The sequence below is a fragment of the Mesorhizobium sp. AR02 genome, assembly GCF_024746835.1.
Taxonomy (GTDB): domain Bacteria; phylum Pseudomonadota; class Alphaproteobacteria; order Rhizobiales; family Rhizobiaceae; genus Mesorhizobium.
Genome location: NZ_CP080531.1, coordinates 5058284 through 5082713 on the forward strand (window position 1 = coordinate 5058284; position 24430 = coordinate 5082713).

Genomic DNA, 24430 nt, shown 5'->3' on the forward strand with positions numbered 1-24430 from the left:
CTTTCGTTTCAGCCGTCCGGTGGACGGCCGCAGGAATGCCGCACCACCAGCCGGCACGGCAGTTTTCGAATGCCTGGCGCGGCGGGCTGGCCGCCGACCAGTGAAAGCAGGGTCAGCCCCGCCTCGCGCCCGAGGGCGACCAGGTTCATGTCGACCGAGGTCAGTGGCGGGCGGGTCGCCTCCGCGACGATCTCCCAATTGTCGAAGCCGATGACGCCGACATCGCCGGGAACGCTCAAACCTCGCTCGCGCAACGCATCGATGACGCCGCGCGCGATCTGGTCGTTGCCGCAAAAGACGGCGTCCGGTCTTTCGCTTTTGCCGTCGAACAATTGCGCCACCGCCTCGTGCCCCCAGGCTTCCGACCAGGAGCCGAGCAGCGGTTCGGTCACCGGCAAGCCATTTTCGGCGAGTACATCGCGATAGGCCTGGGCGCGGGCGTGCACCACGGCAAAGCTCGCCGGCCCGCTGACATGGGCGATGCGCCTGCGGCCGAGCCGGCAGAAATGCTCGACCGCCAGCCGCGCGCCACCGGCATCGTCGGAGACGAAGGCGACGGCGTCGGGATCGGGCTGGGTGAAGGCATAGATCACCGGAATGCGTAGATTGGCGAGGTCGACAGGCAGATGGCGGTCGATGCGCTTGCCGGTGGCGATGATGCCGTCGACGCGCTTGTCGAGCATGGCCTCGACATGCAACTGGCCGAGGCGTGGATCCTCCTCGACATTGCACAGGAACACCGAGACGCCATTGTCGACCAGCGCGTCCGAAATGCCCGACATCAGCGGCAGCGAGAAGCGGCCATAGGTATCGTTGGTGAGCAGGCCGACGGTGAAGGAGCGGCGCCGGAGCAGGCTCTGCGCCAGGCTGTTCGGCCGGAAGCCCAGGCTGCGCGCTGTCTCGCGGATGCGCTCGCGCGTCTCGGCGGTCATGCGCCCCTGGTCGTTGAGCGCCTTCGAGGCGGTGGCGACGCTGACGCCGGCCTGCGCCGCCACGTCACGCAAGGTGACGGGCTTGGGAAAGACCGGGACAGGTTCCGATGTCATCGCGCCGAGGAATCCTTAGTTGAGAAAAGGTTTTCTCTTACAGGCCGGAATAAGGCCCGGCCAATGGCCGAGCCCGATCGAAACTGTTTGGAAAAACCTTTTCTCAAGTCAGGCTAGGCCAGATTAGGGGATCGTTCAAGGGGAAAAGTGGCGAAGGTCTGTCGGTGGGAAGAGAAAGGGCTGAGGCTAGCAAGGCCGGGGTTCCTCGCCCCCACGGGAGTGGCTGCGGCATGCACACATTTCCAAGCAGCTGGTCTTTGGCGATAGCGTGCATGGCAGCTTGGCGCATGCATTTTCTTATGCGGCGCTGGTCGACCCCCACTCCGTCTCGGCTTCGCCGAGCCACCTCTCCCCCGATCGACGGGGTAGAGGAAAGGCGCCAAGCTTTTTGCCGTCTACGCTCGTCCAGCAACGCTCCCTTCCTTTCCCTCCGGAGGGGGGAAAGGTGGCGCTGCGAAGCAGCGACGGATTGGGGGAACCACCTGGCAATCAAGCCTCGGGCCGATCAGTCACGCCAGTCACAGAAGATGTGTGCATAGCGTAGCCGTTTACCGGGGCGAGGAACCCACGGATTGTCAGCGAAGTTTTAAGGGCTGTTGCGTCATGGTAGTCGCCCGCCAGGAGTTCCGCCATTGCCCGATCCATCATTCGCTCCGAAAGGCCCGGCGCAGCCCGGCAAGCGGGTAGGGCATGACAGCGCCGACGAGCGCCGTCGCAATGCCGCCGCCATTGCTCGCCTCAAGACGGAACTTGCCGAGCAGGCCGCGCTCATTGCCATGCAGGAGGTTTCGCTGGCGCACAGCCGCAAGATCTTCGACCGCGCCTCGGTCGCCGCGCGCATCGGCGTGTGGGAATGCAGCCTGCCCGGCGAGCAACTGCACTGGACCGATGTGGTCTATGATCTGTTCGATCTGCCGCGCGGCTCGGTCCTCGATCGCTCGCAGATCATCAAGTGCTATCCGGCGGAGTCGCGCAAGGCGCTGGACAGTTTGCGCAGCCGGGCGATCGCCGAGCGCAGCGGCTTCAGCCTCGACGCCGAAATCACCACTTTCGCCGGACACAGCCGCTGGATCCGCATCACCGCGACCGTCGAGTGCGAGGAAGGTGTGCCGGTGCGCATCTTCGGCATGAAGCAGGACATCACCGAGGAAAAGATCCTGTCGGACCGAATGCGCTATCTCGCCGAATTCGATGCCATGACCGGGCTGGCCAACCGCGCCCGGTTCCAGGCGCGGCTGGCGCAGGTGGATGCCAGCCCTCCACTCGGCGCGCTGCTGTTGATCGACCTCGACGGCTTCAAGGCGGTCAACGACACGTTCGGCCATGTCGTCGGCGACGAGTGCCTGAAGGCGGCGGCCGAGCGCCTTGCCGGCGGCTGCGGCGAGGCGGATCTGGTGGCGCGCGTCGGCGGCGACGAGTTCGCGGTGCTGCTCGGAGCGCATCTCGACCGGGGTGCTGTCTCCGGCGTGGCGCGCGAGATCATCGAGAGGATGGGCAAGCCGATCGCGGTTCGCGGCCAGTCGCTGAGGCTGGGCGCCTCGGTCGGCATTGCGTTTGCCGGGGCCGGCGCGCCGTGCGACCTGTTCGCGCAGGCCGACGCCGCGCTCTATGTCGCCAAGGCGGCAGGGCGCAACACGTTCCGCATCTTCAAGGCGGAAGCCGGTGCGAAAGGCCGGAGTGCTGCGGCGTAAAGACTAGTCGCTCCTGCCCTCGAGCCGCTGGATTGTCGCTTCGATCCAGGCGGTGACCGCCGCGATGCGGGCGAGGTGGCGAAGATCGGGATGCGTCAGCAGCCACAATTCGCGCGCGGGGAAGGGATGGCCGTCCTCCGGCAGGCGCGTGAGCCCCGTCATCTGATCGGCGACAATGCAGGGCAGCAGCGAGCGGCCAAGGCCGGCCAGGATCGCGTGCAGCAGCGGTTCGGCATCGTTGACGACGAGTGGCGCATGACCATCCTTGCGGGAAACGCCGGCGATCCAGCGCGCCTGCGGCAGGTACGCCATGCCGTCCTCATAGGTCAGCCAGGGCAGGTCCGTGGCCTGCCCGGGTAAGTCGGTGATCTGCCCGGGCAAACTGGGTGCCGGGACGTGGCTCGCGGCATAGGCGGCATAGGCGAGCGTGCCTATGCGCCTGGCGATGATCCGGCTGCCGGATTCCGTACCGGGCCGTGCGAGCCGCAGCGCAATGTCCGCCTCGCGGCGGGTCAGGCTGACATCGTGGGGGTCGGCGACCAATTCCAGCCGCAATCCCGGATGGCGGGCGACAAGGTCTGCCACAGCGGGGATCAGCACCCGGTTGATCAGGATCGGCACGGCGGTGACCCGCACCGTGCCGCTGATCTCGCTGTCGGCGCCCTTGACCGCGAGTGTCAGCCCGCCGATCTCGGCCTCCACCGCTTCCGCCCGGCTGGCCGCGACCTCGCCGGCCTGCGTCGGCCGCATTTCGCCTTCGGCGCCGCGTTCGAACAGGCGCACACCGAGCGCACGCTCGATCGCCCGCAGGCGCCGCGCCACCGTTGTCGGATCCAGTCCAAGCCGCCGGCCGGCGGCAGCGAAGGAGCCTTCGCGGGTCAGCGCCAGCACGTAGCGCAGGTCGTTCCAGTCGATGTCGTGCATTTTTGCAGCTCTATGCGGTGATCTTTCAGCATGAAGCTGCGAGAATGCTGCGTTAGGGTCGCTGTGTCCATCACCGGAGAGTCGCCGTGATCCGCGAAGACCACACTCATCAATGTCATCGCTGGCACGCGCCGAGGCACCCGGGCCGCAACTCTGATCGGATATGAGCATGGCCGATCTGTCTGTTTCCGGCCATTCCGAAGGCGCAGTGCTGTTCCTGCTAGCCGTCGCTTTCATTGCCGGCCTGGCGCGCGGGTTTTCCGGCTTCGGCGCGGCGCTGATCTTCATGCCGCTGGCGAGCTCGATCATCGGGCCGCAATCGACGGCGCCGCTGCTGCTGATCATCGATGCGGTCGCCGCCCTTGGCCTGCTGCCGCGCGGCTGGCTGCTGGCGGACCGGCCGAGCGTCGGCACGATGACGCTCGGCGCGCTGGTCGGCGTTCCCCTCGGCACCTATGCGCTGACGCGGATGGACCCGCTCACGCTGCGCTGGGGCATCGTGGCTCTGGTGGTGCTGCTGCTTGGCCTTTTGATGTCGGGCTGGCGCTACCATGGCCGCCCGGCGACGCCGCTGATGGTTGGCGTCGGCGGGCTCGCCGGCTTCTTCTCCGGCGCCGCCCAGGTCGGCGGTCCGCCGGTCGTGGCCTATTGGCTTGGCGGGGGTGGCAATGGCGAGGTCGTGCGCGCCAACATCGTCTTGTATTTCGCCCTGTCGAGCGCGCTGACCGCCGCAAGTTACCTGGCCGGTGGGCTGATCACGCTGCCCGTTCTTGGTCTGGCGCTGGTGACAGGCCCGTTCTATGGATTTGGCCTCTATCTCGGCTCGCTTCTGTTCGGACGCACCAGTGAGCGCGGCTTTCGCTGGGCCTGCTACGGCCTCATCGCCATGGCGTCGATCGTCAGCCTTCCGGCGCTGGATTCCATCCTCGGCCGGTGAGCAGCTCCGCGCCGAAAAAGCAGTGGCGTGACGACGCGGAAAGGCATTTCGCAAAGTGCCGACAGAACAGCCTTCGGGCTTAACTTTTCCGCAAACATTTCCCCGTTAGGTCGACCGCAATGGCCTCGTGGCGGAGCGGCTACGCTGGAGACTGCAAATCTCTGAAGCCTCGGTTCGATCCCGAGGCGAGGCCTCCAAAAAACTGGTCAACATCACGTTGAGCGGCTCGCCTCTGAAGGCCAGACAATAGAGCACGACTAGAAGTTGGAGATGCAGCGCCCGATGCGTCGAGCAAGGGTCGGGCTTCCCACCTGCATTCTTGTATAGGATAGGGGGCTATGCTATACTAGTCGGTATGACACATACGATACGGGAAAAACAGAAGCTTTTGGCGCGCGTGCGCCGCATCCGGGGGCAGGTCGAGGCCATCGAGCGGGCGCTCGACAGCGAGGCCGGCTGCGAGGCGGTCATGCATCTCATCGCCGGCGCGCGCGGCGCGATGACCGGGCTGATGGGCGAGGTGATCGAGGATCACGTGCGCACGCATCTCGTCGATTCCGAACGCCATCCTGGCGCGCTCAACAGCGAAGCGGTCGACCAGCTGCTCGATGTCATCCGCACCTACGTGAAGTGAGGTCCGCATGACCACAGCAAACAGCCCGACTGTCCACAGCCATATGTTCCTGGGCGAGGAACACCAGAAGAGCGAACGCAAGACCTGGGCGGTGATCTGGCTCTGCGCGGTCATGATGGTGGCCGAGATCGTCGGCGGCCTTTTGTTCGGCTCGATCGCCCTTGTCGCCGACGGGCTGCATATGAGCACGCATGCCGGCGCGCTGCTGCTGGCGGCGCTTGCCTATACCTATGCGCGCCGTCATGCCGGCGATCAGCGCTTCACTTTCGGCACCGGCAAGCTCGGCGACCTCGCCGGCTTCACCAGCGCCATCATCCTGGCCATGATCGCGCTGTTGATCGGCTACGAATCCGTCACGCGCCTCTATGCGCCCGTGCCGATCCATTTTGCCGAGGCGATTCCCGTCGCCTGCCTTGGCCTTGCCGTCAACATCGCCAGCGCATGGCTGCTCAGCGGCGGCGATCATCATGGCCATAGCCACACTCATGGCCACAGCCATGCGGCGGCGGGGCATGAGCATGACGAAACGCATCGGATCGCCACGGCGGATGGCGAGATCGTGCTGGAGGTGTTCGAAGACGGCGTGCCACCGCGCTTCCGGCTGCGCTCCGGATCGGGCACGGCGCTCGCTTCATCCTCCGTCTCAATAGAAACCGCGCGGCCGGATGGCACACGGCAGATTTTCACATTCCGGGATTTGGGCGACGGTCTGGAATCCATCGAGGAGATTCCCGAGCCGCACGCCTTCGAGGCCCATGTCACCATAAGCGGGCAGACCTATCCGGTCCTGTTCGAGGAACATGAGCATGCGCACGGCAAGGCGACGCATGACAACAACATGCGCGCCGCCGTCGTCCATGTCATTGCGGACGCGGCGGTCTCCGTACTGGTCATTATCGGCTTGCTTCTGGCCCGCGCCTTTGGCTGGCTGTGGATGGATCCGCTTGCCGGCATTGTGGGGGCGGTGGTGATTGCCAGCTGGGCACTCGGCCTGATCCGCGACACAAGTGCTGTCCTGCTCGACATGAATCCCGACCGCGGCATGGCGGAGAACCTGCGCCGGACCATCGAGAGCGAGGGCGACCAGCTTGCCGACCTGCATTTGTGGCGGCTGGGCCCCGGACATCTCGGCGCCATCATCTCGGTGGTGACGCCGACGCGCCGGCAAGAGGACTACTACCGCAGCCGGCTGGCGCGGTTTCGCTCCCTGTCGCACCTGACGATCGAGGTCAGGAAGGCAGCGTAGATCCGCCACTGCCTATTTGCATTTGGCATGCAGGGCGCTCGCGAAAAGAGTGCTATGGAAGGGCGCGAGCATGCTCGCTCCGATTTTCCCCGACAGTCGAGGTCATTTTCGTGCGTGAACCGTCACTGCTGCCGGTCTTTGGAAAACTTGGTGTCAAGGCACGTGTGGCTGTTCTGGCCGCGCCGGTCGCTTCGGCAGGCATCGTGCCGCGCTTGCGGGAGCTTCTGGCCGCGCATGGCGGCATGGCACTGAAGTTGTCGGTGATCGCCTGGACGATGCTGGTCCTGGGAGCGGTGTTTTTCATGATGCAGGGCTGAGGTAAGCCAGCATGGCCAATCGCTACACACTGCGCATGGAGCTTCCCCAGAGCTGGACCATAGTCGATGTCTTCACCGGTCAGCCAGCCGTGGTCAGGCAAAAAGTGATGGTCGGCATGAGCCCGCGCGAGGCCGAGGACATGGTCGTGCAGATGAATATGCGCGACGTCAGGCGCCGGGAGAGGGCGGAGCGCAAGGATTGAACGTTCCGGCTGCCGGCTCAAAGGGTGGGCCAAGACCCCGCCGAACCAAAACCAGAGGATTCCCGTGAAAGCGAGCCTGAGGCAAAAGATACTGGATGTCTGCGACCGCAAGATCTCCGAGAAAGGGCCCGCCGTCGGCGTGTCGTTTTACGCGTTTTTCGCCAACAGGAATGACGACCCCGAACTGCTGATGGAAGCAGCAGAATGGTGGATCAGAACCCACCGCCTCGATCATTTCGAAAAGGCTGCGAAGATACGCACGATGATCGAGGGTATGGACCTAGGCTGATCAGCCGAAGTCAGCGGCCGTCAGCACATACATGCTCTTGCGGGTGCGGTCGTAAGCCCTCGACGCCACGTCACGGATGGCGCTGCTCTGCGTGTCGAATGTGGCGAGGTAACCTGCCTCGTTGGCCGCGGTTGCCGGCTGCATCCTGGTCATCGCATCGGCGGCGACCGAGAAGGAGATCTGGAACATGCCGTCATGGCCGACGAAACGGATGCGCTTGCCGGCTTCGTCATAGCTGCGGCTGCGGTTGGGAAAGGTGAGGCTCATGTCTTGACCTCCGTTGTGGCGGCCTTCTTGGTCGCCCGCTTCTTCTTCGGCGTCGGGTTCAAGGCTTCGGCGACACGGTCGGCCTCTTCCTTGGCCAGCCGCAAGATCCTGAGCTTTGCCGTCTTGATCTCCCTGGCCTTCGCCTCGGACATGTACTCGGCGGTCGCCTTGTTGCGCTCGGCCGTCTTCTTCTGCTTGTCGACAAAGCGGGCTTCAGCTTTTTCCATGATCGTCTGATTGCCTTCGGCCATCGAACAAATCTCCCTTGCGTTTGAAATCGTGAAAATGAACTTGTCCGATAAATAGGCACTCGACCGGCAAAATTCAATTTTTTGAATTATTTATGCCATTTGCGATATCACGAAATCGCCGGTCGAAATAATACTTTTCAATATTTAATCCCCGCCGTGAATAATTTTTGGCACTCCTATCTATCGAGTGCCAAAGCGCCTATATGGGGGAAGCGGCCGCCTAAGCCGGCCCCAGAAAGAAGTTTTCATGAAGTTTCGGCCACTCCACGACCGCGTCGTCATCCGGCGCGCCGAAGGCGATATCAAATCCAAGGGCGGCATCATCATTCCCGACAATGCCAAGGAAAAGCCGCAGCAAGGCGAAGTCATCGCCGTCGGCCCCGGCGCACGCGACGAAAACGGCGCGCTTGTTCCGCTCGACGTCAAGGCCGGCGACCTGATCCTGTTCGGCAAATGGTCGGGCACCGAGGTCAAGATCGACGGCGAGGACCTTCTGATCATGAAGGAAGCCGACATCATGGGTGTCATCGACAAGGGCGAGACTGGCGAGGCAGCCACCGAGAAGACCGTGGCCGCCAAGACCAAGACCGTGGCCGCCAAGAAGGCTGCCTGATCGGCGTGCCGCGTGTCCTTCGGGACGCGCAAGGACGCTCAGAGATTGATCATGGAGGCTCTGCCTTCCTCAACCGAACTGGATAAAAACCATGTCTGCCAAGGAAATCAAATTCTCCACCGATGCACGCGACCGCATGCTGCGCGGCGTCGAGCTCCTCAACAACGCCGTCAAGGTGACGCTCGGCCCCAAGGGCCGCAACGTCATCATCGACAAGGCCTATGGCGCGCCGCGCATCACCAAGGACGGCGTCACCGTCGCCAAGGAAATCGAGCTTAGTGACAAGTTCGAGAACATGGGCGCGCAGATGGTGCGCGAAGTGGCCTCGAAGACCAACGACCTCGCCGGTGACGGCACGACCACCGCCACGGTGCTGGCCGCCTCGATCCTGCGCGAAGGCGCCAAGCTGGTCGCCGCCGGCATGAACCCGATGGACCTCAAGCGCGGCATCGACCAGGCGGTTAGCGCGGTGGTCAAGGAAATCCAGGCGCGCTCCAAGAAGGTCAAGTCGTCGGCCGAGATCGCGCAGGTAGGCACCATCGCCGCCAATGGCGACACCAGCGTCGGCGAGATGATCGCCAAGGCGATGGACAAGGTCGGCAATGACGGCGTCATCACCGTCGAGGAAGCCAAGACCGCCGAAACCGAACTCGACGTCGTCGAGGGCATGCAGTTCGACCGCGGCTATCTCAGCCCGTATTTCGTCACCAATGCCGACAAGATGCGCGTCGAGCTCGAAGAGCCCTACGTCCTCATCCACGAGAAGAAACTCGGCAATCTGCAGGCGATGCTGCCGATCCTCGAAGCGGTGGTGCAGAGCGGCAGGCCGCTCTTGATCATTTCGGAAGACGTCGAAGGCGAGGCTCTCGCCACGCTGGTCGTCAACAAATTGCGCGGCGGCCTGAAGGTCGCGGCCGTCAAGGCGCCGGGCTTCGGTGATCGCCGCAAGGCGATGCTGGAAGACATCGCGGTGCTGACTGCAGGCCAGATGATTTCCGAGGACCTCGGCATCAAGCTCGAAAACGTCACCATCGAGATGCTCGGCCGTGCCAAGCGCGTGCTGATCGAGAAGGACACCACCACGATCATCGACGGCGCCGGCACCAAGGCGACGATCCAGGCGCGCGTCGCCCAGATCAAGGGCCAGATCGAGGAGACCACTTCCGACTACGACAAGGAGAAGCTGCAGGAGCGGCTGGCCAAGCTGTCGGGCGGCGTTGCCGTCATCCGCGTCGGCGGCGTCACCGAGTCGGAAGTGAAGGAAAAGAAGGACCGCATCGACGACGCGCTGAACGCAACGCGCGCGGCGGTTGAAGAAGGCATCGTGCCTGGCGGCGGCGTGGCTCTGCTGCGTGCCAGGTCGGCGCTGTCAGGTCTGACCGGCGCCAATGACGATGTCGCTGCGGGTATCTCGATCGTGCTGCGCGCGCTCGAAGCGCCGATCCGCCAGATCGCCGAGAATTCCGGCGTCGAAGGCTCGATCGTCGTCGGCAAGCTCACCGACAGCAAGGACCACAATCAGGGTTTTGACGCCCAGAACGAGACCTATGTCGACATGATCAAGGCCGGCATCGTCGATCCGGCAAAGGTCGTGCGCACCGCACTGCAGGACGCCGGCTCAATCGCCGCGCTTCTGATCACCGCCGAGGCGATGATCACCGACATTCCGGCCAAGGATGCGGCACCGGCAGGCGGTGGCGGCGGCGGCATGGGCGGCTACTAGAATTCAGCCGGTCTGCGAAGGTGGCTTCTCAGGAGCCATCTTCCGGATCTGACGTGATTCCGACCAAGCCAGCTCGTCACAGGAGTTGAAATGATTACCGCCGGGGGATTCTCTCCCGGCGCGCAGGCCTCTAGCCCAGGAGACGGATCCATGATCACGTTCGTGCAGAAGCCAGAGACGGTCGTCACGACCGAAAAAACCGAGGAAAGCCGCTTCGACCGCATCCGCAGGATTGCCGCCGACAAGCACAAGAAATCCGATTCCGACACGGCAACGCCACCAAAGAGCGAGCCCAAGCGCCCGATGTAGGGCGGCTGACGCCCCCGATCAGAGCGCGACTTGCGCTCGCCGGAAGCAGCCGGCGGCGTGGTCGTTGACGATGCCGATCGCCTGCATCCAGGCGTAGACGATGGTCGGGCCGACGAATTTGAAGCCGCGGCGCTTCATCTCCTTGGAAATCCGTTCGGAGAGTGGCGATGAGGCGATGAAGCCGTGGCCGTCGCTTTTCACCACCTTGCCATCGGTGAACGACCAGCAGAAGTCGGCAAAACTCTCGCCGCGCTCCGCCATCTCGCAGAAGATCTGCGCGCCGCCGATCGTCGCTTCGATCTTGGCGCGGGCGCGGATGATGCCGGGATCGGCCATCAGGCGCTCGATGTCGGCCGCGCCGAAGCGCGCGACTTTCTGTGGGTCGAAACCGGCGAAGCCGGCACGAAAGGCTTCGCGCTTCCTGAGCACGATGATCCAGGCAAGACCGGCCTGAAACCCTTCCAGCATCAGCATTTCCCACAGCATGCGGGCGTCATGCTGCGGAACGCCCCATTCCTCGTCGTGATAGGCGCGCATCAGCGGGTCGCCTTCGGCCCAGCCGCAGCGATGATGTGCGTGATTGTCCATCCTGATCCTCCGTCACCCGATACTGTGGCGAACCGGCGCCACGGTCCAGTCCACAGTGCGCTGGTCGATCATCGCATGCACCGGCGAATGGCCCATCTCGGTCATGATGCCGCCTGCCGCCTTGCGGCCGGCCTCGACTGAACCCCAGATCAGCACGTCGACAATGGTGCCGTCGTCGCGCTCGGCGATGCGGCGCGACAGGAAGCCCGGCTGGCGCTTCAGCCAGGCGTCGATATCGGCATTTGCGGCGATGAACTCGGCGCAGGACTGGCCGTTCAGCCTGAACGTCGTGACTTCGATCGCTTCGGTCATGTCATCTCTCCGCTGGTGCTCAGCCCTGCGCCGTCGGGCGCACGACCAGTTCGTTGACGTCGACGCCATCCGGCTGGCCGATGGCAAAGCCGATCGCTTCGGCAATCGCACCGGGCGGGATGGAGGCCTCATCCAGCATGGCGCGGGCGCCGGCCTCGACCTGCGGGTTGGCGATGCCGTCGAACAGCTCGGTGCGGGTGAGGCCGGGGCTGACCACCGTCACGCGCAGGTCGCGGCTTTCCTGGCGCAGCCCTTCCGACAGCGCCCTGACGGCGAATTTGGTGGCGCTGTAGACGGCGGCCGTGGGGTCGACGCGGTGGCCGGAGACCGAGGCGACGTTGATGATGTGGCCGGATTTCTGTTCGGTCATGACAGGCAGCACGGCGGCGATGCCGTTGAGCACGCCACGCAGATTGACGTCGATCATGCGGTTCCAGTCGTCGATGCGCAATTCGGCCACGAACGACAGCGGCATCACGCCGGCATTGTTGACCAGCACATCGACCCGGCCATGGCGCTCATGAGCGGCGGCGACGAAGGCCTTTACGCTGTCGAGGTCGGTGACATCGAGTTCCCGGAAAAATGCCTGGCCGCCGGCCAGTTCGATGTCTCGCGCGATCGTGGCGATGCGACCGGTGCGCCGGGCGCCGAGCACGATGCTGTGGCCACGCTCCGCGAGGTGGCGGGCCGTGGCTGCGCCGATGCCGCTCGAGGCGCCGGTGATCAGGACGACCTTGCCGGGTGAACTTGTCATGAAGGGCTCCGCCTGTTGGTTGGGAGGCAAGCTCCCGCTGACGGCGTTATGCGACGGAGCGGCCGCCGGGCGTTATCGCGATCCTGCAAGATTCATGCACGATCCTGCAAAGCTCTGCTGTCGCCGCTGGCCCGGATTGCAGGATCGGATATGATCGGCGTCATGATGATTTCGAAGAGTTCAGGTGCCGTTTGACGCTCGCTGGCGACCCTTATGGCGAGATGGCGTCGATCATCAGCCGCTTCACGGGTGAGGACGAGGAGTGCGCGACGGCGATCGACACCTTGTTCTTCAGCCGGCGTTCCTCGACCGACAAAAGCGTTCATACCGCGCAATGGCCCTGCTTCGCGCTGGTTGTGCAAGGCGCGAAAAGCCTGGCGCTCGGGTCGGAACTCCATACCTATGGCGTTGGCGATTATCTGGTCGTGTCGCTCGACCTGCCGGTCGTGTCGCGGGTGACGGAGGCGAGCCCGCAGGTGCCGAACCTTGGGCTTGGTCTCAGGATCGAGCCGGAGCGGCTGAAGGAACTGTTCGGCCGCTCCGGCATGGCGCCGGCCGCCCCGCACGACATGCGGGCGGTGGCGGTCAACAAGGCGCCGCCCGACTTGCTCGATGCTGTCGTACGGCTGCTGCGCCTGCTGGATCGACCACGCGATATTCCCGCCATGGCACCATTGATCGAGCAGGAAATCCTTTATCGCGTGGCAACCGGTCCGTTCGGTCCGGCCTTGCTGCAGATCGCCATGCTGGAAACGCCGACCAACCGGATTGCCCAGGCGATCGCCTGGCTGCGGCTGAATTTCACGCGGCCATTGCGTATCGAGGAACTGGCACAGCATGTCGGCATGAGCCCGTCCTCGCTGCATCATCACTTCAAGGCGGTCACGGCGATGACGCCGATGCAGTACCAGAAGCAGCTGCGCCTGCACGAAGCGCGGCGGCTGATGCTGGCTGAACGGCTGGATGTCGGCTCGGCCGGCTACAGCGTCGGCTATCAGAGCCCGTCGCAGTTCAGCCGCGAATACAGTCGGCTTTATGGCCGCCCACCGCTGCGCGATGTGGTGGGAAGCCGATAGGATCACGGACACATACAGCGCGCCTGCAAGAGGCCGCTGGCGGGCACCGGTTGATCCCACGTCAAACCGCAAGATCGGTCGAGCGTGTCATGTATGGGAGCGCCTATCTGGTGTTGCCACGGAGAAGAGACGTTGAAGGCGGCACTTGAAAACTACCATGCCCGGATGCAGCGGGTGCTGGACTACATAGACCAGCATCTGGATGGCGATCTGGATCTGGAAGCGTTGAGCGGCGTCGCGGCGTTCTCGAAATACCATTTCCACCGGCAGTTCACGTCAACCTTCGGGGTGTCGGTGCATCGCTATGTCCAGCTCGCCCGCTTGAAGCGCGCTTCGTACAGGCTTGCCGGGAACGACGCCGAAAGCGTCACCGACATAGCGATGGATGCCGGTTACGACGCACCGGATGCCTTCGCCCGCGCCTTTCGGCAACGGTTCGGACAATCGCCTTCGTCGTTTCGGAAGTCTCCCGACTGGGGAGCGTGGCTCATGGCCTTCGGGCCTTTCGACAAAGCAAGGAACACGCTCATGCGGATAATCTTTGACCATAACGACGTGATGATCCGCGATGTGCCGCCAACGCCGGTGGCTGTTATGGAGCATCGCGGCGACCGGGCGACGCTCCAGGACACCATCCAGCGGTTTATCGCCTGGCGCAAAGCCCACGGCCTGTCGCCCGAGACAAGCCCGACCTTCAACGTCTTCCGTTCCGAACGGGAGCCCGCGGTCGCGGCCGATTACAGCATGGACATTTGTGTTGGCACCGACCAGCCGATCGAGGCGAATGACGGGCAGATGAAGGCTGGCGTGATCCCCGGCGGACGCTGTGCGGTGCTGCGCTACCCCGGCAACACCAACAATCTCGAACCCGCAGCACTGTACCTTTATCGTGAATGGCTTCCGGCCAGCGGCGAGGAAGTGCGCGACTTTCCGGTCTATTGCCAACGACACCTGTCCCTCGTCGCGGAAGGGCCGCTACACGAAGTGGTCGTTGAACTCTTTCTGCCGCTGAAATAGCCCCAGCACCACATCGCGGGTCAGCGGCGCGAGTTCGATATCGTGGGCTGAGCCGGGGTCGAGCCAGATCATCTCCTCGATCTCGGCGGCCGTTACGGGGTCGGCCTCGATCGAAACCGTGAACAGTTCCGCCTCGACCGTGCTGTCCGGCTCGTTGGCGGCCTTGGCCAAAAACAGGCCGAGCGGGGTGGCCGTGGTGGGGTCGATCACCAGGCCGAGCTCCTCGCGCAATTCGCGCACCAGCGCATCGACGGGCTCTTCATGCGGCTCGATCTTGCCGCCAGGCTGCATGAAGGCGCTGGTGCCGCGCTTGCGCACTAGAAGCAGTCTGCCCGATGCATCGGCGATGATTGCGGCGGCGATGCTGATCTTGCGGCTTTCGCCGGGGATGGAATTCACGCTAATGTCGTCCGGTTTGGTGCTGCTTGCGGAACGGAACCGCGATTCTCAGTTCGGAGACAAGCCATGTTCGCCGCCAAGGCCATCGATACGTCAGACAAGGCCGCGTTCTACCGCGACCTCGCCACCCAGTTGAAGGCGCTGCTTGAGGGCGAAAGCGACTCGATCGCCAATGCCGCCAACACGGCGGCGCTGATCTTCCAGATGGTGCCCGACCTCAACTGGGCCGGCTTCTATTTCCTGGCCTCGGACGAGGAACTGGTGCTCGGACCCTTCCAGGGCAAGCCGGCCTGCGTGCGCATTGCGGTCGGCAAGGGCGTGTGCGGAACGGCGGTGCAGCTTGGCACCTCGATGCTGATCAAGGACGTGCATGATTTCCCCGGCCACATCGCCTGCGACGCCGATTCGCGCTCGGAACTCGTCGTGCTGCTCGAAGACGATGAAGGCGTCTTCGGCGTGCTCGATCTCGACAGCCCGCTGCCCGGCCGCTTCGACAAGGCCGACCAGGCGGGTATCGAAACGCTCGCCGCGATCTATGCCGCGGCGAGTTCCTTCGAGGATTGAGCGAGGCGACATCCGTTCTTTCGTCATCCACGGGCGGAGCAAGGAGCGTAGCGACGCGGCGCAGACCCGAGGATCCATGCCGGGACTTCTCGGCGCCGCCGCGGTGCAGAATTCTGCTCCGTTGCACTCTGTGACCAAGGCCACGGAATGGATCCTAGGGTCTCCGCGACGCCGCTGCGCGGCTGCTTCGCCCTAGGATGACGAAGTTGGGAAGGCCTCGGCCAATCTCAAGGATTTGCGACGCTGAAGCGAATCCCGGCCTACGGCTCTGCCTTCAACGATCTGCCGAACGCCGCAGCCGCCATATCAATCAGCTGCGCGTGGATCGCGCCGCGCGATCGGCCATTCCCATCGTCGCACACCGGGTCACCGATCTCTTCGGACGCAATGATGTCCAATGCACCGGGCTTGCACGCGCCGAACATGCTGTAGTGGCTGGCATCCGCGATGGTCGCGTAGCTGGCCTTTGCAATCGCTTTCGCAATCCCGGAGGCGTCGGCGGTCGCCGGGATCTTTCCCGGCCGGCCAAGATTGACGATGGCGACCGGAATGCTGATGCCGGCGAAGCTTTTGACGTCGAAGACATCGACTGGCGCGGGATCGATTGCCATGGCGAAGCGAATGCGTTCGTCGCTGTTGTCGCGGCCGGCGGGCTGCAGATCCATGGCGTGGAGATCGACACCACTTTGCCTGATCCACTGGCAAAGCGAGGCGTTGAGCCGGTCCGTATCGCAATAGGCCGCCAGCAGTTTCGGGTCGACGCGGGCGCCGGTTATCGCAAGTGCCGTGTTGCCGCCCAAGGAAAGGCCGAGAACACCGACTTTGCCTTGCTCGAGATGATCACCGAAGAAGGCGTCCTTGCCTATCGCGTCCAGCGTCGCCGTGAGGTCGGCGGGGCGCAGCCAGAGTTTCATTGTCTCCGTGGCGGATTTGTTTGGCCCGGTGTTGCCCGGGTGCGTCGGAGCGGCGACGACGAAACCCTGCCTGGCCAGAGGCGTTGCAATCCAGCTCAGCGCCTGCGGGTTTCCCGCCAGGCCGGCGCCATGCGACAGCAGGATCAGTGGAAATTTTCCACCTGATATCGGCGCATCGCGCATGGCTGAGGTGCCGACGAAAAGCTTGCTGTCGCCCAGGTTGACCGGCTCGCCGCCCGGCTGGGCCGGATACCAAACCGTGACGTCGAGATCGATGCCGCGTTCCCTGGAGGGGGCGGGAAAGTGACGAACGCCGACAGTGTCGCCGGCGTCGGCCGGGTGTTGCATCAAAATTGTCGAAACAAGGATGGTGCAAAGCATGGTCCAGAACTTCATTGAGATCTCCGTTGCCGAACGCTTGCGCCAAGGCTGGGGGCTGGCACCCGGGCGGTTCGGTTGCTGTGTTCATGCCGCGATATCGGCGGATACGAACGCAGAGTGAGACCTCGATCATGATCGAGGACGTGCTTAATCGTGATTGAGGACCGCCCGGCGCGAACGGCGTCGCCGTGGAGCGCTGCCTCCTTAGGCGAACTTCACCAGCATCAGGCTGAAGCTGCCGATGAACAGGAAGGCGCAGAAGGCGAGCGCCAGCGGGCGCAGGCCGCGCGAACGCAGCTGTGAAATGTCGGCCTGCAGGCCCATGGCGGCGAGCCCCATGGTCAGCATGATGGTGGTGGCAAGCACTATTGCCGCCTTCACTTCGGCTGGCACGGTGACCAGGCTGTTCAGCGCCACGACGGCGATGAAAGCGGCGACGAACCACGGCATGGGCGGCCGTGCAGCAGACTGGTCGCCGCTCGTCTTGCGGCGCGCCATCAGGCCAAGCGCGATGACCATCGGCGCCAGCATGGCAACGCGCGTCAGCTTGGCGACGGTGGCGATCTCGCCGGACTGGGTGCCGTTCTGGAAGCCGGCGCCGATGACCTGCGCCACCTCATGGATCGAGGCGCCGGCCCACAGGCCGAACGCATGCTGGTCGAGGCCGAGCACCGGCGCCAGCAACGGGAAGCCGAGCATGGCGAGGGTGCCGAACAGCGTGATCGAGGCGACGGCATAGGTGACGTCCTCGTCGCGCGCATCGGTGACGATGTTGGTGGCGACGATGGCCGAGGCGCCGCAGATCGAGGTGCCGGCGGCGATCAGCTGCGCCAGCTTACGGTCGACGCCGATCAGCCGGCCAAGCGTGATGGTGAAGAGGAAGGTGGCGCCAAGCGTCGCCGCCACGATGCCGACGCCGCCGGCGCCGATCGAGACGACCTGGCCGAGCGTCAGCTGGAAGCCGAGCAGCACGATGGCGAAGCGCAGCAGGCGCTTTTGCGAGAAAGCGATGCCGGCCTTGGCATGAGCGGGCGTGCCGAGCACGTTGGAATAGACCATGCCGGCGACGACGGCGAGAATCATCGGGCTGAACAGGGCGAAGCCGGAGACATTGTGGGCCGAGAAGGCGACAGCGGTGATCATCGCCACCAGCACGATGCCGGGGATGACGCCGTTCCACACCGAATCGAGCCTCTTGCGGCCCGCCGCCAGATCGGCCGGTATCAGGCTTTTCGGAATGTCGTTCGCGATGTGAGTGGCGGAAGGCAATGCAATTCTCCAGGCAAGTACCCCTGGAGAATGCCATTCCTGAACCGATCTTTCCAACGAATTGTTCTGGTTGGAATGATCGATTTTTACGAACGGTTGTGCCGGCCCGAGCCTAGCTGGAAGCGCGCTGCATGATTTCGCCGATATGCGAACTGTTGACTAGAAACATTCCGTCATCATGCATAGGCGTTGGCGTCGGCTGAGTGATGTCAATCCTTCTCCAATATCCGGTGATCGCGTTTTCTATTGCCGATGGCCGATGGCCGAGTGACGCTAACTCGTCGTGCAACAGCTGCATCGAAAGACATCCGTTTTTGTCGGGAGTGGCACTAATTAGGTAATTGGCGATCGCGATATCGGCCGCGCGAGCCCAAACTAGGTCGGCGGCACCGACCACAAGATCCGCCAAGCCAGGCGGCAAGATCGAGCTGTCCTCCTTCTGTATGGCCAGTGCGATAAGCGCCATTCGTGCCGCCTGATGATGGATCGGCCGGAATTCGACTTTCCCTGCTTCGATGTCTTGGTAAGTTCTAAACGGAACCTGCATGTGACTTGCCATCTCGGCTTGAGTAACACCTGCTAGTCGTCGATATCCTACGGCGTCAAAAATCATTATCGAATCTCCTTGGGGCCACTCTGCTCAGCATACACGGTTTTCGTGCTTCTACAAGCGCCAACACGGAAACCGTGTACGGATGGTGGATTCCTGAAATCCTGACCGGAACCCGACATCCCTATAGCCAAGCAGAAGCTCAGCCGCGAAAACGCTCTTTGTGCAGAGCCTCTCGCGTTTTCGATATCCCGTCGGTTGTCGTGAAGGCAGTCGGGAGAAAATTCGCCGGTCAATTCAGGGCGCGAGACGATCGACGCTCCGCATACCCATCTATCGGCTGGACGCTGGCCGCAACTTCGGCGCCCTTTTTGCGGCGCTGGTGATTTTCGAAACCGTCAATGAGAGCTGTCCCTCTCCCCGTCACTATACGGGGAGAGGATGCCGGCAGGCAGGTGAGGGGCGGCGCAAACGTTGGCAGAATGGTAGTTCAAAACGTGAGGCGACTGCCCTGATAGCCGGCATGATTCATGGGGACTTTGCGCAGGCGCTGCGATATGCCGTCAGAGCTGCGCTTCGATGGCCGCCTTGTCGATGACCGACCAGACATTCCTGATCCGGTCGTTCAGAAATTCATAAAACACATTCTCGCTGAAGGAGACCTTTTTGCCATTGATGGGCAGGCCGAAGAAGGTTCCCCTTGGCGTGCAGTTGAACTGGATGCGGCTGGCGATGAAGGGTGGTTCGGAGATCAGCAGTTGGACGTCGAAATAGAGATCCGGGATTTCCTGGAAATCCCGCTCCAGCATGGCGCGGTAGCCTGACAGGCCGATCCGCTCACTGTTGTAGTGCACCTCGTCATGGACGAAGCGATGCAGCCTTTGCCAATCCTGGTTGTTGAGGCAGTCGATATAGCCTCGGTAGAGGTCGGTTTCGGTCACGGCGATCGCTCCGGGGTTTCGTCAGATCACGTTCCGGCAGGAAGATAGAACGACTGCGGGCGCAGTCCAGGTGGATCTTGGCTCCGGATGTCTTCAGAGAAAATCGGGTTGCGAGAGCATTCGGCCTACGTGCCAAGTTTCTTATAGTCGCCATACGTCAGGCGGTTTCTTGCGACATTGCTCAGCAACCGCTGGCATTTTGCGCGTGAAACGCTCTCTGCGGGGATGTGCCCCGGGGCGGCCATCGACCGCCGGGCACCGTGGCTCCGAATACACATTGCGAGTGCCTGTCGCCGGTAGGCGGGGTTGTCCCTCAGCCCTGTTTGCATCGCTTTGTACATCTCTGGCGGCATAGTCCAATCCGAACTTGTCGAGGCGCAACCCGCGACACCAGAAGCAACGATGACAAGTAGCGCCAAGCGGGTCATTTTGTTCTTGCCAAACCAGTGTGTGGCCGGATCGCTCCACGACGCGCAAGTGCGACCAGCACTTTTGAAGAGAATGCATCGTGCCATTTTGTCCTCACGCTTTAAAAACAATCGGAAGTAATCACACGTGGGGTCGACCAACAAGCAAGGCCGGATGCTTCTGGTTATTTTGCTTGAAATCATGCGGATTCGGATTGCCCGGGGCAGCGCCGGGACGCGGCCGCCAGCATGATAACGTGGTTTCGCGGTGACCCGACGTGGTGTTTAGCGGCCGCGATACCGCAGCGCATCGACCAGCAGCGAGAAGGCTGGCGTCGCCTGGCGGCGGCTGGGGTAATAGAGGTGGTAGCCGGGGAAGGGCGCGCACCAGTCGGCCAGCACCCGCACCAGCCGGCCGTCGGCCAGCGGCGCGTGCACCTGGTCCTCGGGCAGATAGGCAAGGCCGAGGCCGTCGAGCACCGCATTCATGCGCAGCCCTGCCGTGTTGAAGATCAACTGGCCCTCGACGCGCACCTTCAACTCGCGCCCGGCCTTTTCGAATTCCCAGGCATAGAGCCCGCCATAGGTCGGCAGGCGCAGGTTGATGCAATTGTGGGTGGTCAGGTCCTGCGGCATGCGTGGCTTTGGCCGCCTGGCGAAATAGGCCGGCGCGCCGACCACTGCCATGCGCATGTCGGGGCCGATGCGCACCGCGATCATGTCATGCGCCACCTGTTCGCCAAGCCGCACGCCGGCGTCATAGCGCTCGGCGACGATATCGGTCAGGCCGTAGTCGACGATGATCTCGATCTTGATGTCGGGGTAATCCGGCAGCAGCGGGGCAATCGCCGGCCACAGGATTGCATCGGCGGCGTGCTCGCCGGCGGTGATGCGGATGGTGCCGGCGGGCTTTTCGCGCAAGGCGCTGAGCGCGGCGAGTTCGGCCTCGATCTCGTCGAGCCTTGGCCCGACGGAGCGCACCAGGCGCTCGCCGGCCTCCGTGGGCGAGACGCTGCGCGTGGTGCGGGTGAGCAACCGCACGCCCAGCCGCTCCTCCAGCGCGCGTACCGTGTGGCTGAGCGCGGATTGCGAAACACCGAGCTGTGCCGCCGCCCGGGTAAAACTTTTTTCGCGCGCAACCGCGAGGAAGGCAGTCAGCTCGTTGAGATTGTCTCGCGGCATTGATGAGCTCTTCTCATAAGCCTATGCCGGATATAGCACCTAATCCAGGCCAATCGCAGGGGCTAAATAAGCTCCATCACAATCGGCTGCCCGAAATCGGCGGCCCCGGAAGCCGTTGGCAGTGTCCTGCCCGGCGTCGAGAAGGGAAAAACCATGGATATCAAGAGAAGCGGCTCGCAAGCCTCCGGCAAAGGCCCTGGCGACTGGTTCACCGGCACGGTGCGCATCGACCCGCTGTTCGCGGCCATTGCGCCGGCTCGCGCCGCCGGCAATGCCGTCACTTTCGAGCCCGGCGCACGCACGGCGTGGCACACCCATCCGCTCGGCCAACTGCTGATCGTCACCGCCGGCTGCGGCCGCGTGCAGCGCGAAGGCGGGCCGATAGAAGAAATCCGGCCGGGCGACGTGGTCCGCTTCGAGCCTGGCGAAAAGCACTGGCATGGCGCCGCGCCCACCACCGCCATGACCCACATCGCCATCCAGGAGGCGCTCGACGGCAAGGCGGTCGACTGGATGGAGCATGTCAGCGACGCGCAATACCAGGCCTGATCGCCGGAGCCAGCAGATGTCCACGCCCGCCACCGCACCGCACAAGACGGCCATCCTGGCGATCATCCTCGTCAGCTATGTGATGATCGTGCTCGATACCTCGATCGTGCTCACCGGCCTGCCCAGGATCCATCAAGGCCTCGGCTTTACCGATGCCGGGCTGGCCTGGGTGCAGAGCGCCTATACGTTGACCTTTGGCGGCTTCCTGCTGCTCGGGGCGCGGGCGGGCGACATTCTGGGCCGCAGGCTGATGCTGATCGTCGGTCTTGGCCTGTTCACGCTTGCCTCGCTGGCGATTGGTGCGGCGCAATCGGCGGCCTGGATGATCAGCGCGCGGGCGATCCAGGGTCTTGGCGCAGCCATCCTGGCGCCCTCGACGCTGGCACTGCTGCAGACCACTTTCGCCGAAGGTCCCGAACGGACCCGCGCCGTGTCCTATTACAGCGCGGTGGCCGGTGTGGCGGCCAGCGTCGGCCTGGTGCTGGGCGGCGTGTTGGCCGACTGGATCTCGTGGCGCGTCGGCTTCTTCATCAATCTGCCCATCGGCATCGCCATGATCCTCGCCGCGCGCAAGTACATCGTGGAAACGGAGCGGCGCGGCGGTGAACTCGACATCGTCGGCGCGCTGACCTCGACCGTCGGCATGACGGCGCTTGTCTACGGCTTTATCCGCTCGGCCGACACCGGCTGGACGAATGCCGGCACGATCGCGTCGCTGGCGGGTGCCGTGCTGCTGCTTGGCATCTTTGTCGTCAACGAGTGGAAGGCAAGGCAGCCGATCATGCCGCTCAGGCTGTTCGCCAGCCGCGAGCGTGCCGGCGCCTATGCCGCCCGCATCCTGTTCCTCGGCGCCATGATCGGCTTCTTTTTCTTCACCACGCAATATCTGCAAGGCGTGCTCAACTACCGGGCGTCGCTGACCGGCATGGCCTTCCTGCCGATGACCATGGTGAATTTCGCCGTGGCGATGGTCGTGCCGCAGCTGACGCGCCGGTTCGGCAATGGCCGGCTGCTCGCCGGCGGCCTGACCCTCTGCCTCTTGGGCATGGCCTGGCTAAGCCGCGCCTCGTTCGACACGGCCTACCTGACCGGGGTGGCGCTGCCCATGGTGCTGATCGGCGCCGGCCAAGGCATGGCGCTCAGCCCGTTGACCACATCGGGCATTGCCGGCGTTGCGCCTGGGGATGCCGGTGCTGCCTCGGGCGTCGTCAATGTCGCCCATCAGCTCGGCAATTCGCTCGGCCTCGGCGTGCTTGTCGCGGTGGCCGCCATCGGTGCCGGTGCGCTCGATGGCCGCGAATTGCTCGCCTATCGCGTCGGCACCGCGCTCACCGCCGGCTCGGCCATGCTGGCGCTGGCGCTGCTGTTCGTCTGCGCGCTGATCGTGCGGCCCCGCAAGGCGGTGCAGGCGGTGGCCAGCGGGGCGAACGCCTGAGCGCTGGACGCGGGCCGGCGACCCTCAACAAGAATCGAAAAGGAGCAAGACAATGCAAAAGCGCATACTTGGAAAGAGCGGCCTCGAAGTCTCGGCCATCGGGCTGGGCTGCATGGGAATGAGCCAGTCCTACGGGGCGCCGATGGAAACGGCCGATGCCGTCCGCCTGATCCGCTCGGCGTTCGAGCGCGGCGTCACCTTCTTCGACACGGCGGAGGTCTATGGGCCGTTTAGGAACGAGGAGGTCGTCGGCGAGGCGTTGCAGCCGATCCGCGACCAGGTGGTGATCGCCACCAAATTCGGCATCGACATCGCCGGCACGGCCGGACATGAGGGCATGGACAGCCGGCCGCAGCACATTCGCGACGTCGTCGAGGCCTCGCTCAAGCGGCTGAGGACCGACCACATCGACCTTCTCTATCAGCACCGCGTTGATCCCGTCGTGCCGATCGAAGAGGTGGCGGGGACGGTGAAGGACTTGATCAGCCAAGGCAAGGTGAAGCATTTCGGCCTCTCCGAAGCGGGCGTGCGCACCATAAGGCGCGCCCATGCGGTGCAGCCGGTTGCGGCCCTGCAAAGCGAATACTCGCTGTGGTGGCGTGAACCCGAGGAGGCGATCCTGCCGGTGCTCGAAGAGTTGGGGATCGGCTTTGTGCCCTTCAGCCCGCTGGGCAAGGGTTTTCTGACCGGCGCCATCAACGCCGACACGACGTTCGACAGCAGCGACTTCCGCAACACCGTGCCGCGTTTTGCGGAGGAGGCCCGCAAGGCGAACCAGGCGCTGGTCGATGCGATCGTCGCGATCGCGGCGCAGAAGAAGGTGACCCCGGCGCAGGTCGCGCTCGCCTGGCTGCTGGCGCAAAAACCCTGGATCGTTCCGATCCCCGGCACCACCAAGCTCAATCGCCTCGAGGAGAACATCGGATCGGCCACCGTCGCGCTGACGGCGGACGATCTTGCCAACATCGAGAGCGCGGTCTCGGCGATTGCCGTGCAGGGAGAGCGCTATTCGCCGCAACAGGCGGCACGGATCGATCGCTGAGGCTGCGATGACCAAAATTCTCATCCTCGGCGCCAACGGCCAGCTGGCGCGCAACACGACGCGGGTTTTCCTCGAAGACACCGATGTCGCGCTGACGCTCTATCTCAGGCGGGCCAGCCGGCTCGCCAATCCCAACCCTGACCGGGTGGCGATCGTCGAGGGCGACGTGCTCGATGAAGCCACGCTGCTGGCTGCCATGCAGGGGCAGGATGTGGTCTACGCCAATCTTGCCGGCGACATGGCGCGGCAGGCTGGCGCGATCATCGACGCGATGCATGCCACCGGCGTCAAGCGGCTGATCTTCATCTCCTCGATGGGCATCTATGGCGAGGTGCCCGGCGAGCGGTACCGCGGCATTCTCGACCCCTATAGGGATTCAGCGGCGCTGGTCGAACAATCCGATCTCGACTTCACCATCCTTCGGCCAGGCTGGTTCACACACGACCAAGCGGTCGACTACCAGATCACGCAGAAGGGCGAGGCTTTCAGGGGGCATGATGTCTCGCTGAACAGCCTGTCCGACCTGATCGTCAAGCTGGCGGGATCGCCTGGTCTGCATTCTCGCAGCAGCCTTGGGGTCAGCCGATCATGAGACGTGCC

30 protein-coding genes and 1 tRNA gene are annotated in these 24430 nt (G+C 63.8%); 18 read left to right on the forward strand and 13 right to left on the reverse strand.

From position 1 onward, the window contains the following. Positions 1–8: 8 nt before the first annotated feature. Complete coding sequence (locus DBIPINDM_RS28520) at positions 9–1046, reverse strand: LacI family DNA-binding transcriptional regulator (RefSeq protein ID WP_258582323.1); 1038 nt, start codon at positions 1044–1046, stop codon at positions 9–11. 632 nt (positions 1047–1678) lie between these two features. Between DBIPINDM_RS28520 and DBIPINDM_RS28525 the strand changes: the two genes are divergently transcribed. Continuing rightward, positions 1679–2737, forward strand: a complete 1059-nt coding sequence (locus tag DBIPINDM_RS28525; protein ID WP_416361714.1) for a diguanylate cyclase domain-containing protein — start codon at positions 1679–1681, stop codon at positions 2735–2737. Between the two features lie 3 nt (positions 2738–2740). Here DBIPINDM_RS28525 and DBIPINDM_RS28530 read toward each other — a convergent pair whose 3' ends face one another. Further along, positions 2741–3661, reverse strand: coding sequence for a LysR family transcriptional regulator (locus tag DBIPINDM_RS28530; RefSeq protein WP_258582324.1), 921 nt, complete (start codon positions 3659–3661; stop codon positions 2741–2743). A gap of 163 nt (positions 3662–3824) precedes the next feature. On the opposite strand from DBIPINDM_RS28530, the gene DBIPINDM_RS28535 reads away from it, so the two are divergent. The 7 genes from DBIPINDM_RS28535 (at position 3825) to DBIPINDM_RS28565 (ending at position 7287) form a co-directional block, all read left to right on the forward strand. After that, a complete protein-coding gene (locus tag DBIPINDM_RS28535; protein WP_416361715.1) occupies positions 3825–4598 on the forward strand; it encodes a sulfite exporter TauE/SafE family protein in 774 nt (257 codons plus the stop codon). Positions 4599–4719: 121 nt separating this feature from the next. Then, positions 4720–4795: transfer RNA gene (locus tag DBIPINDM_RS28540), tRNA-Cys, on the forward strand. Positions 4796–4953: 158 nt separating this feature from the next. After that, positions 4954–5232: a metal/formaldehyde-sensitive transcriptional repressor gene (locus tag DBIPINDM_RS28545; RefSeq protein WP_258582326.1), complete on the forward strand. Its 279-nt coding sequence runs from the start codon at positions 4954–4956 to the stop codon at positions 5230–5232. A 7-nt stretch (positions 5233–5239) separates the two neighbouring features. Beyond that, a complete protein-coding gene (gene dmeF / locus DBIPINDM_RS28550) occupies positions 5240–6478 on the forward strand; it encodes a CDF family Co(II)/Ni(II) efflux transporter DmeF (RefSeq protein WP_258582327.1) in 1239 nt (412 codons plus the stop codon). Between the two features lie 110 nt (positions 6479–6588). Next, positions 6589–6795 carry a hypothetical protein gene (locus DBIPINDM_RS28555; protein ID WP_258582328.1) on the forward strand — a complete coding sequence of 69 codons (207 nt, stop codon included), beginning with the start codon at positions 6589–6591 and terminating at the stop codon, positions 6793–6795. Between the two features lie 11 nt (positions 6796–6806). After that, a complete protein-coding gene (locus tag DBIPINDM_RS28560) occupies positions 6807–6998 on the forward strand; it encodes a hypothetical protein (RefSeq protein ID WP_258582329.1) in 192 nt (63 codons plus the stop codon). 64 nt (positions 6999–7062) lie between these two features. After that, positions 7063–7287, forward strand: coding sequence for a DUF6500 family protein (locus DBIPINDM_RS28565; protein ID WP_258582330.1), 225 nt, complete (start codon positions 7063–7065; stop codon positions 7285–7287). On the opposite strand, the gene DBIPINDM_RS28570 is transcribed toward DBIPINDM_RS28565, so the two are convergent. Next, positions 7288–7554 carry a DUF1488 domain-containing protein gene (locus tag DBIPINDM_RS28570; protein ID WP_258582331.1) on the reverse strand — a complete coding sequence of 89 codons (267 nt, stop codon included), beginning with the start codon at positions 7552–7554 and terminating at the stop codon, positions 7288–7290. Further along, entirely contained in the window at positions 7551–7805 is a 255-nt protein-coding gene (locus tag DBIPINDM_RS28575) for a hypothetical protein (protein WP_258582332.1), read from the reverse strand. Before DBIPINDM_RS28575 ends, DBIPINDM_RS28570 begins: the two co-directional genes overlap by 4 nt. Positions 7806–8052: 247 nt before the next feature. Here DBIPINDM_RS28575 and DBIPINDM_RS28580 point away from each other — a divergent pair, with 247 nt between their 5' ends. The 3 genes from DBIPINDM_RS28580 to DBIPINDM_RS28590 all read left to right on the forward strand — a co-directional run bounded on the left by DBIPINDM_RS28580 (position 8053) and on the right by DBIPINDM_RS28590 (position 10450). Then, on the forward strand, positions 8053–8418 hold the full coding sequence (locus DBIPINDM_RS28580; RefSeq protein ID WP_258582333.1) for a co-chaperone GroES: 366 nt from the start codon (positions 8053–8055) through the stop codon (positions 8416–8418). A gap of 91 nt (positions 8419–8509) precedes the next feature. Beyond that, positions 8510–10141 carry a chaperonin GroEL gene (gene groL / locus DBIPINDM_RS28585; protein ID WP_258582334.1) on the forward strand — a complete coding sequence of 544 codons (1632 nt, stop codon included), beginning with the start codon at positions 8510–8512 and terminating at the stop codon, positions 10139–10141. A gap of 150 nt (positions 10142–10291) precedes the next feature. Continuing rightward, positions 10292–10450, forward strand: a complete 159-nt coding sequence (locus tag DBIPINDM_RS28590; protein WP_258582335.1) for a hypothetical protein — start codon at positions 10292–10294, stop codon at positions 10448–10450. Between the two features lie 18 nt (positions 10451–10468). On the opposite strand, the gene DBIPINDM_RS28595 is transcribed toward DBIPINDM_RS28590, so the two are convergent. The 3 genes from DBIPINDM_RS28595 to DBIPINDM_RS28605 are packed head-to-tail and all read right to left on the reverse strand — an operon-like array spanning position 10469 to position 12104. After that, the gene (locus tag DBIPINDM_RS28595) at positions 10469–11038 is read right to left on the reverse strand and encodes a DNA-3-methyladenine glycosylase I (protein WP_258582336.1); all 570 of its coding nucleotides are present in this window, start codon (positions 11036–11038) and stop codon (positions 10469–10471) included. 12 nt (positions 11039–11050) lie between these two features. Beyond that, positions 11051–11350, reverse strand: coding sequence for a hypothetical protein (locus DBIPINDM_RS28600; protein ID WP_258582337.1), 300 nt, complete (start codon positions 11348–11350; stop codon positions 11051–11053). Positions 11351–11369: 19 nt separating this feature from the next. Then, entirely contained in the window at positions 11370–12104 is a 735-nt protein-coding gene (locus DBIPINDM_RS28605; protein ID WP_258582338.1) for an SDR family oxidoreductase, read from the reverse strand. Positions 12105–12295: 191 nt separating this feature from the next. Here DBIPINDM_RS28605 and DBIPINDM_RS28610 point away from each other — a divergent pair, with 191 nt between their 5' ends. Then, positions 12296–13180 (forward strand): AraC family transcriptional regulator N-terminal domain-containing protein, encoded by an 885-nt coding sequence (locus DBIPINDM_RS28610; RefSeq protein ID WP_416361716.1) that lies wholly within the window; start codon positions 12296–12298, stop codon positions 13178–13180. Positions 13181–13312: 132 nt separating this feature from the next. After that, the gene (locus DBIPINDM_RS28615; protein ID WP_258582339.1) at positions 13313–14197 is read left to right on the forward strand and encodes an AraC family transcriptional regulator; all 885 of its coding nucleotides are present in this window, start codon (positions 13313–13315) and stop codon (positions 14195–14197) included. Here DBIPINDM_RS28615 and DBIPINDM_RS28620 read toward each other — a convergent pair. Continuing rightward, positions 14156–14596, reverse strand: coding sequence for an NUDIX hydrolase (locus DBIPINDM_RS28620; protein WP_258582340.1), 441 nt, complete (start codon positions 14594–14596; stop codon positions 14156–14158). The two genes, DBIPINDM_RS28615 and DBIPINDM_RS28620, sit on opposite strands and share 42 nt — an antisense overlap. A gap of 66 nt (positions 14597–14662) precedes the next feature. Between DBIPINDM_RS28620 and DBIPINDM_RS28625 the strand changes: the two genes are divergently transcribed. Next, positions 14663–15160, forward strand: coding sequence for a GAF domain-containing protein (locus tag DBIPINDM_RS28625; protein ID WP_258582341.1), 498 nt, complete (start codon positions 14663–14665; stop codon positions 15158–15160). 260 nt (positions 15161–15420) lie between these two features. Here the strand turns inward: DBIPINDM_RS28625 and DBIPINDM_RS28630 are convergent, their stop codons facing one another. The 5 genes from DBIPINDM_RS28630 to DBIPINDM_RS28650 all read right to left on the reverse strand — a co-directional run bounded on the left by DBIPINDM_RS28630 (position 15421) and on the right by DBIPINDM_RS28650 (position 20804). Then, a complete protein-coding gene (locus tag DBIPINDM_RS28630) occupies positions 15421–16470 on the reverse strand; it encodes an alpha/beta hydrolase family protein (RefSeq protein WP_258582342.1) in 1050 nt (349 codons plus the stop codon). A 189-nt stretch (positions 16471–16659) separates the two neighbouring features. After that, on the reverse strand, positions 16660–17724 hold the full coding sequence (locus DBIPINDM_RS28635) for a YeiH family protein (protein WP_258582343.1): 1065 nt from the start codon (positions 17722–17724) through the stop codon (positions 16660–16662). Positions 17725–17836: 112 nt separating this feature from the next. Further along, positions 17837–18337, reverse strand: coding sequence for a helix-turn-helix domain-containing protein (locus DBIPINDM_RS28640; RefSeq protein WP_258582344.1), 501 nt, complete (start codon positions 18335–18337; stop codon positions 17837–17839). A gap of 500 nt (positions 18338–18837) precedes the next feature. Continuing rightward, the gene (locus tag DBIPINDM_RS28645) at positions 18838–19215 is read right to left on the reverse strand and encodes an ester cyclase (protein WP_258582345.1); all 378 of its coding nucleotides are present in this window, start codon (positions 19213–19215) and stop codon (positions 18838–18840) included. Between the two features lie 692 nt (positions 19216–19907). After that, entirely contained in the window at positions 19908–20804 is an 897-nt protein-coding gene (locus tag DBIPINDM_RS28650; RefSeq protein WP_258582346.1) for a LysR family transcriptional regulator, read from the reverse strand. A 153-nt stretch (positions 20805–20957) separates the two neighbouring features. On the opposite strand from DBIPINDM_RS28650, the gene DBIPINDM_RS28655 reads away from it, so the two are divergent. Genes DBIPINDM_RS28655 through DBIPINDM_RS28670 form a run of 4 tightly spaced genes read left to right on the forward strand, consistent with a single transcriptional unit; the run spans position 20958 to position 24422 of the window. Next, entirely contained in the window at positions 20958–21353 is a 396-nt protein-coding gene (locus DBIPINDM_RS28655) for a cupin domain-containing protein (RefSeq protein ID WP_202327308.1), read from the forward strand. Between the two features lie 16 nt (positions 21354–21369). Continuing rightward, positions 21370–22788: an MFS transporter gene (locus DBIPINDM_RS28660; RefSeq protein ID WP_258582347.1), complete on the forward strand. Its 1419-nt coding sequence runs from the start codon at positions 21370–21372 to the stop codon at positions 22786–22788. A gap of 52 nt (positions 22789–22840) precedes the next feature. After that, positions 22841–23830, forward strand: a complete 990-nt coding sequence (locus DBIPINDM_RS28665; protein WP_258582348.1) for an aldo/keto reductase — start codon at positions 22841–22843, stop codon at positions 23828–23830. 7 nt (positions 23831–23837) lie between these two features. Next, entirely contained in the window at positions 23838–24422 is a 585-nt protein-coding gene (locus DBIPINDM_RS28670) for an NAD(P)H-binding protein (RefSeq protein ID WP_258582349.1), read from the forward strand. The last annotated feature ends 8 nt before the right edge of the window (positions 24423–24430 follow it).

What these genes read in the sequence shown, in the direction of transcription:
- DBIPINDM_RS28520 (WP_258582323.1), bottom strand. Translation starts at nt 1,046, where the DNA reads ATGACATCGGAACCTGTCCCGGTCTTTCCCAAGCCCGTCACCTTGCGT.
- DBIPINDM_RS28530 (WP_258582324.1), bottom strand. Translation starts at nt 3,661, where the DNA reads ATGCACGACATCGACTGGAACGACCTGCGCTACGTGCTGGCGCTGACC.
- DBIPINDM_RS28535 (WP_416361715.1), top strand. Translation starts at nt 3,825, where the DNA reads ATGAGCATGGCCGATCTGTCTGTTTCCGGCCATTCCGAAGGCGCAGTG.
- DBIPINDM_RS28545 (WP_258582326.1), top strand. Translation starts at nt 4,954, where the DNA reads ATGACACATACGATACGGGAAAAACAGAAGCTTTTGGCGCGCGTGCGC.
- dmeF (WP_258582327.1), top strand. Translation starts at nt 5,240, where the DNA reads ATGACCACAGCAAACAGCCCGACTGTCCACAGCCATATGTTCCTGGGC.
- DBIPINDM_RS28560 (WP_258582329.1), top strand. Translation starts at nt 6,807, where the DNA reads ATGGCCAATCGCTACACACTGCGCATGGAGCTTCCCCAGAGCTGGACC.
- DBIPINDM_RS28570 (WP_258582331.1), bottom strand. Translation starts at nt 7,554, where the DNA reads ATGAGCCTCACCTTTCCCAACCGCAGCCGCAGCTATGACGAAGCCGGC.
- DBIPINDM_RS28575 (WP_258582332.1), bottom strand. Translation starts at nt 7,805, where the DNA reads ATGGCCGAAGGCAATCAGACGATCATGGAAAAAGCTGAAGCCCGCTTT.
- DBIPINDM_RS28580 (WP_258582333.1), top strand. Translation starts at nt 8,053, where the DNA reads ATGAAGTTTCGGCCACTCCACGACCGCGTCGTCATCCGGCGCGCCGAA.
- groL (WP_258582334.1), top strand. Translation starts at nt 8,510, where the DNA reads ATGTCTGCCAAGGAAATCAAATTCTCCACCGATGCACGCGACCGCATG.
- DBIPINDM_RS28590 (WP_258582335.1), top strand. Translation starts at nt 10,292, where the DNA reads ATGATCACGTTCGTGCAGAAGCCAGAGACGGTCGTCACGACCGAAAAA.
- DBIPINDM_RS28595 (WP_258582336.1), bottom strand. Translation starts at nt 11,038, where the DNA reads ATGGACAATCACGCACATCATCGCTGCGGCTGGGCCGAAGGCGACCCG.
- DBIPINDM_RS28600 (WP_258582337.1), bottom strand. Translation starts at nt 11,350, where the DNA reads ATGACCGAAGCGATCGAAGTCACGACGTTCAGGCTGAACGGCCAGTCC.
- DBIPINDM_RS28605 (WP_258582338.1), bottom strand. Translation starts at nt 12,104, where the DNA reads ATGACAAGTTCACCCGGCAAGGTCGTCCTGATCACCGGCGCCTCGAGC.
- DBIPINDM_RS28625 (WP_258582341.1), top strand. Translation starts at nt 14,663, where the DNA reads ATGTTCGCCGCCAAGGCCATCGATACGTCAGACAAGGCCGCGTTCTAC.
- DBIPINDM_RS28630 (WP_258582342.1), bottom strand. Translation starts at nt 16,470, where the DNA reads ATGAAGTTCTGGACCATGCTTTGCACCATCCTTGTTTCGACAATTTTG.
- DBIPINDM_RS28640 (WP_258582344.1), bottom strand. Translation starts at nt 18,337, where the DNA reads ATGATTTTTGACGCCGTAGGATATCGACGACTAGCAGGTGTTACTCAA.
- DBIPINDM_RS28650 (WP_258582346.1), bottom strand. Translation starts at nt 20,804, where the DNA reads ATGCCGCGAGACAATCTCAACGAGCTGACTGCCTTCCTCGCGGTTGCG.
- DBIPINDM_RS28655 (WP_202327308.1), top strand. Translation starts at nt 20,958, where the DNA reads ATGGATATCAAGAGAAGCGGCTCGCAAGCCTCCGGCAAAGGCCCTGGC.
- DBIPINDM_RS28660 (WP_258582347.1), top strand. Translation starts at nt 21,370, where the DNA reads ATGTCCACGCCCGCCACCGCACCGCACAAGACGGCCATCCTGGCGATC.
- DBIPINDM_RS28665 (WP_258582348.1), top strand. Translation starts at nt 22,841, where the DNA reads ATGCAAAAGCGCATACTTGGAAAGAGCGGCCTCGAAGTCTCGGCCATC.
- DBIPINDM_RS28670 (WP_258582349.1), top strand. Translation starts at nt 23,838, where the DNA reads ATGACCAAAATTCTCATCCTCGGCGCCAACGGCCAGCTGGCGCGCAAC.